This window comes from Flavobacterium sp. (genome assembly GCF_043756175.1).
Classification (GTDB): domain Bacteria; phylum Bacteroidota; class Bacteroidia; order Flavobacteriales; family Flavobacteriaceae; genus Flavobacterium.
The window spans coordinates 1-5,213 of record NZ_JAYURN010000062.1; the positions used below are offsets into that span (position 1 = coordinate 1).

The 5,213-nt window shown below is 28.5% G+C and carries 5 protein-coding genes; all 5 read right to left on the minus strand.

Features of this window, described 5'->3' with window-relative positions; genetic code table 11:
• Positions 1 to 163: 163 nt before the first annotated feature.
• Positions 164 to 2,317, minus strand: coding sequence for a peptidase domain-containing ABC transporter (locus ACH2BP_RS03945; RefSeq protein ID WP_395057221.1), 2,154 nt, complete (start codon positions 2,315 to 2,317; stop codon positions 164 to 166).
• Entirely contained in the window at positions 2,318 to 3,454 is a 1,137-nt protein-coding gene (locus ACH2BP_RS03950; protein WP_395057223.1) for an HlyD family secretion protein, read from the minus strand.
• 31 nt (positions 3,455 to 3,485) lie between these two features.
• Positions 3,486 to 3,875: a hypothetical protein gene (locus ACH2BP_RS03955; RefSeq protein WP_395057225.1), complete on the minus strand. Its 390-nt coding sequence runs from the start codon at positions 3,873 to 3,875 to the stop codon at positions 3,486 to 3,488.
• A 620-nt stretch (positions 3,876 to 4,495) separates the two neighbouring features.
• The gene (locus ACH2BP_RS03960; RefSeq protein ID WP_395057227.1) at positions 4,496 to 4,675 is read right to left on the minus strand and encodes a class IIb bacteriocin, lactobin A/cerein 7B family; all 180 of its coding nucleotides are present in this window, start codon (positions 4,673 to 4,675) and stop codon (positions 4,496 to 4,498) included.
• A 117-nt stretch (positions 4,676 to 4,792) separates the two neighbouring features.
• Positions 4,793 to 5,044 carry a hypothetical protein gene (locus ACH2BP_RS03965; RefSeq protein WP_395057229.1) on the minus strand — a complete coding sequence of 84 codons (252 nt, stop codon included), beginning with the start codon at positions 5,042 to 5,044 and terminating at the stop codon, positions 4,793 to 4,795.
• Positions 5,045 to 5,213: the final 169 nt, after the last annotated feature.

The window sequence follows — 5,213 nt, forward strand, 5'->3', positions numbered from 1 at the left end:
AACGTCTCGTGGCTTCCCGAAGTGTGGGACTTGACAAGCCTAAACTTTCGATTAATTACTAATCTTTGCAAGTACAAAACCGACTTTAAGAAAGCCCAAAAACCCACATTTTGGGAAACCGCTGTTGTGTGTTCGTTCTTGTATTTACTCCAATTTTCGATGTTTAAACTAAACTTTGTTTATTCCAAAGTTCACAATATTTGCCTTTTTGCTCTAATAAATCTTTGTGATTTCCATTTTCAACAATCTGTCCATTTTCCATAACAAGAATTGTGTCAGCGTTAGCAATTGTACTTAACCTGTGAGCAATTACGATTACCGTTTTACCTTGTGCTTTAAAGTTGTTAATAGTTTGTTTTACAATACTTTCAGAATTTGTATCTAATGCAGATGTTGCTTCGTCCATCAATAATATTTCAGGATTTTTGTATAATGCTCTTGCAATTGCAATGCGTTGTTTTTGACCGCCCGAAAGTAAAGCTCCATTTTCTCCAATTTGGGTTTCAAAACCATTCGGTAATTTTTCAACAAATTCTGTTATTCCTAATTGTTTTGCTAAATCTAAAATTCGCTGAATGTTTGAAAATGATTCCCCTAGTGCTATATTCTCGATTATGTTGCCTGAAAATAGGTTTAATTGTTGTGGAATTACTCCAATCAAATTTCTTAAACTTTGATAGTGAATATGTTTTAAATCATAATCTCCAATTGTTATTTTTCCTGTTTTTATTGGATATAAGTTTTGTAAAAGAGAAATTAAAGTAGTCTTTCCACTTCCACTTTCTCCAACAATTGCTGTCGTTTCATTTTGTTTGATGGTTGCATTAAAATTCTTAAAAACTTCGGTTCGAGAACCGTAGCTGAAATTAACATTTTCAAAAACAATATTACCGATATTATCTTTTTGAAGTTCTAATTTATTTTCTGTTTCTTCTCGCTCTAAATCCATTATTTCAAATAATCTATCGGCTGCAATTAATGCGTTTTGAATCGTTTTATTCATTCCAATTAATGTGGCAACTGGAGAAGTAAAATATCCAATCAGAGCATAAAATGAGAATAATTCTCCTGGTGTAATTTCTCGGTCAATTACATAACCCGAACCAATCCACATTAAAACAATTGTAAAAGTGGAAGCTAAAAACTGCGTTGATGTATTTGAAAAAACACTATTTAAACCCGATTTATAGGTTGTGAATAGCAATTTTACAAACTTGTTTTCCGTTTTCAAATTGGAAAATTCCTCAACTCCAAATTCTTTTATCGTTCGCACGTGTGTAACACTTTCTACTAATTGTGTTTGCAAATCAGCACCGTTTTCCATAATGGTACGTTCTACTTTTTTGTTGAATTTATTCATCAAAAAGTAAATGGCAATGTAAAACGGAATGATTGTAAGGATGATTAATGCTAATTTCCAATTGTATGTGAACATCAATGTAAATGAGAAAAGCACTATAAAAACATTTACAAATAAATCTATGGCGACATCATTTATAAACGACCTAATTTTTACAGCATCATTTATTCTTGATGTTATTTCGCCAATTTGCATTGTGTCGAAAAAGCGTTGTGGTAAACGCATCAAATGTTTATAATATCCTAAAATTAGTTTTGCATCTATTAATTGTCCTGTTTTTATTACAAATATACTTTTCTTTGAACCTATGTAGGCTTGTAGTAGAATAATAAAAATCATTACAATGCTCATTAAATTTAGCAATTTTCTATTTCCATCAATTAAAACATAATCAGTGATTTTTTGAATATAAATAGACATTGATAAACCAAGAATTGTAAATACAACTGCTCCAATCAAGGCTTGGATTAAAATAGTTTTATGAGGTTGAACTAAATCCCAAAAGCGTTTTATGGAAGAAACACGCTCGTTATATGATTTAAAATCATCATTTTTTGCAAAAAGGATTAAAACACCTGACCATATTTTTTGGAACTCTTCAAAAGTATAATTTTCTAACTTTCCAAAAGCTGGATCCATTGCGGTTATTATGTTTTTCTCAATTTTATAAATCACAATATAATGATGTAGTTGTCCTTGAACAACAACGTGAGCGATTGCAGGTAAAGGAATTTTACTAATAACATCTATTCCTCCTTTTACCCCTTTGGCGGTAAAACCCATTTTTTCTGCACCTTGTATAATTCCTAAAACATTTGTGCCTCGGTTATCGGTATGAGCAAATTGACGAATGCGAGCGATTGGAATTCCTACACCAAAATGATTTCCTATTGATGCTAAACAAGTTGCCCCACAATCTTTAATATCGTGTTGCTTAATTTTAATTGATGATTTCATCTAATTATTTATTATTTTTGGATTTAACCAATCATCAACTTTGTCAAAAAGCAAATCAAACAAACTTCTTCGAGTTATAATGTATCTCGTTGTGAGCGTCATTCCTTTTGATACTTGAGTTTTATAACCTGATTTTAAAGTTAATGTTTTAGAATTGAGTTTACATTTTACTTTAAAAAATGCTTGTTGTTCGTTGATTGTAATGTTTTTGTCAATTTCAATTACTTTACCATCCAATAATCCCCATTGATTGTAATTGAATGCATCTATTTGAAATTTCACATATTGATTTTTTTTTATCAAACCGATGTCATTTGGAGAAACGTTATTTTCAATAATTAGATTATCATTTGGCGAAATTATTGCTATTGGCTGTGAAGAATTTATAAAAGAACCCGATTGTAAACCTGAAAAATTTTCGATGGTTCCTGATGTTGGAGCTAAAACAAAATAATTATGACTGTCAACCGAAATTTTCCTCATACTTCCATTAATGGAGTTTATTTTATCGATAAGTTCTTTCTTTTGATTTTCCCAAACTGATTTTTGTGTTTTATCATAGCTTGATAAAGCTTGTTTAGCAAATTGAAGTTCAAAAACAAATTTTTCATATTCAGCTTTAGCTATTACATCTTTGTCAAAAAGTATTTTGTTACGGTTGTAGTTTATAGTTGATTGACTAACTTTGCTTTGTAATTCTAACCTTTTGGTTGTGTATTTATTGTAATCCTCACGAATGTTTGCCGTATGCAATGCAGAATAATTCCCTTTTAGCACATTTGTAATGTCGCTTAATACCAGTTTTGTGGTATTGGATAATGTATCTTGAATGAATTTATCGGTTTCGAGTGTTTCTTTTGATATTTTTATAAGTGTATCGCCTTTGAGAACAGATTGATTATTTTTTAGATTTTGCCAAACTATTTTACCGCTGATAATTGTTGTAAGTGGAACATTCTCTTTGTAACTTTTGATTACCCCACGACTTTGACTGCTAATGTCAAATTTGATTATTGGTAATAATGCAAGTGCTAAAATAACAGCAAAAACAATCACAAAATATATCGAAATACTTTTTGTTTTATTCTTGGCAATAAGATTTTCTATATTATTTATTGGGTCTGAACTAAAATTCATATTTACTTTTCGTTAGGAACAAATACTAAATTTAAAAATTACGTTTTTTTAGTGTCAGAATTTTAGATTGAATCTCTAGAGAATAAACTGACGATTCTTTTTGGTAATAATCGTATAAATTGAGAATAAATTCTGAAAGGTTAGCTTTTATGGGATTAGTATTTTCTAATTCAAATCTTATAAATAACACATCTGCAAAGTCTTTTATGTTTTCAACATTTCCTTCGTGGATAATTTGAATAACTTCATCAAATGGTTTTTCAATAAATTGATTTATTGTGTTTTTATATTTTTCCTCAAAAAAATTATCTATATATACAGAAACTATTTCAAGTGATGGTTTTCCTTTTTTAAATAATTTTTCTATAAAATTTATGAGGTTGGCAATTGAACGTAACAAAAAATCCTTATTTGTTTCCATTTCTGTTTAAGAATAAAATATATTTTTTGTAATGATATAAAAATGTAATTGAAGCAAAAATTAAGAGATTAATGATTTGAAGTATATAGTTATGGTAAAACCTGTTCTTATAACTATATAAATTAACATATCCATTTCCAGCTAATAAATTATTTATACTTATAAAAAAACTCAATATAATTATGCTAATAAACGAAATTTGAATTAAAGAATGAATAGTTATTTTATATTTTATTTTTGTAGTTAACGACTTTATAAAAGTAATTTTTTTTCCAAAATATAATATGTTAAAATATTCTAAAAAAGGAATTTTTTTATTAATAATTTTATCTTCCGAGGTTGAATAATATATGTCTGATTGGATTTTTAATAAAAAATATGCTAAAATAATAACTATTATATTTTGAAATATTAATGCTTTCCAGCCAAGATTAAAAACACTAACTAGAATATTAAGTTCACACGAAAGACTTCCTTTACCAGCAATATATGTTGTTAAAAGATCAATTAATCTTCCAGTTACCAAAAAGTAAAATATTTTAATGTTAAAATTATTCAATGTAAAATTAATTTAGGTTAATAAGAAAGCCTGTTCCGTTTGAGGAACAGGCCTTTTTTTATTATGGTTGACCGTATCCGTGTGATCCTGTCCACGCATCTGCAATAGCACCACCAACAATAATTACAGCTAAAACTATCGGCCAAAATCCACCTTCAATTTCTAGTACTTCCTGTGCGTTTAGCTCAACTAAACCTAAATTTTCTAAATCTAACATAACTTCTGTTTTTGTGTTCAGCACAATACTGAACAAAATTAATAAATATTTTTACTTTAACAAGTTGTTTCTCGAGAACTTTATTGTTGATGCAAACTTAAAACACTTCCGTCCAATTTAATTGGACGGAAGTGTTTGTTTTTAATTTTTATCAAAAATTATTTTAAACGAATATTTAAGTTCTAAATCAAAAGTATTAGAGTAATAAAAATTCTTTGTTTTCTTACTATATTTTATTGGAGCATCGTACTCTTTCAATTTATCAATCAAATTATATAATTGACTTCTACTTATGTTTAACTTTTCTGCAAATTTTTCTGGTGTTCCAGTTTTTTCTTCTAAAATTAATTTGTGAGCTTTGTTTATTCTTTCGGCTTGTTTTTCTAAATTCATTTTTATTATGACTTGGCGAATAATTTTTTTTAACGTTGATTTTTCTACTAGGTTGCTGTAGAATGACACACAACGTCCCCGCGCTACAAGCAGTTTGGGACTAAATTAAGCCTATTCTTCGGATTTGCCAAATCATCCCAAATACAAAACCATATTTAAATTAAGCCAA